Source organism: Lysinibacillus sp. VIII_CA, assembly GCF_049943995.1.
GTDB lineage: Bacteria > Bacillota > Bacilli > Bacillales_A > Planococcaceae > Lysinibacillus > Lysinibacillus pinottii.
The window spans coordinates 1-330 of sequence record NZ_JBNFXM010000097.1 but is presented as its reverse complement, the minus strand read 5'-3'; the positions used below and the strand labels follow the sequence as shown (position 1 = coordinate 330).

Annotated in this window: 1 protein-coding gene; it reads left to right on the top strand. The window is 34.8% G+C overall.

Annotated elements, in window-relative coordinates; genetic code table 11:
* Window positions 1–22: 22 nt before the first annotated feature.
* Window positions 23–330, top strand: a 308-nt coding sequence (locus ACP3VS_RS24380) for an AMP-binding protein (RefSeq protein ID WP_426390310.1), incomplete at its 3' end; no start/stop codon positions are given.

Genomic DNA, 330 nt, shown 5'->3' with positions numbered 1-330 from the left:
CCAAAAATTGAATGATACGTGTATGGCACTGCCACCATACTCTTCTATACAGGAACGGTTTTATCAGCAAGTGTATAGAACACCCAAAACAATTGCAATTTCTACTGAGGATAGTTCATATACCTATGAAGAGGTAAATCATTATTCTAATCAAATTGCTCATTATTTGATTGAAAAAGGAATGCAACCCAATGATGTAACTGCTATTTTCTTAGATCGAAGCTTTGAAAGTATTGTATGTATGTTAGGCGTACTCAAAGCTGGTTGTACCTATGTGCCAATTGATATTAAATATCCGTCAGATCGTGTATCGTATATCTTTAACGACAG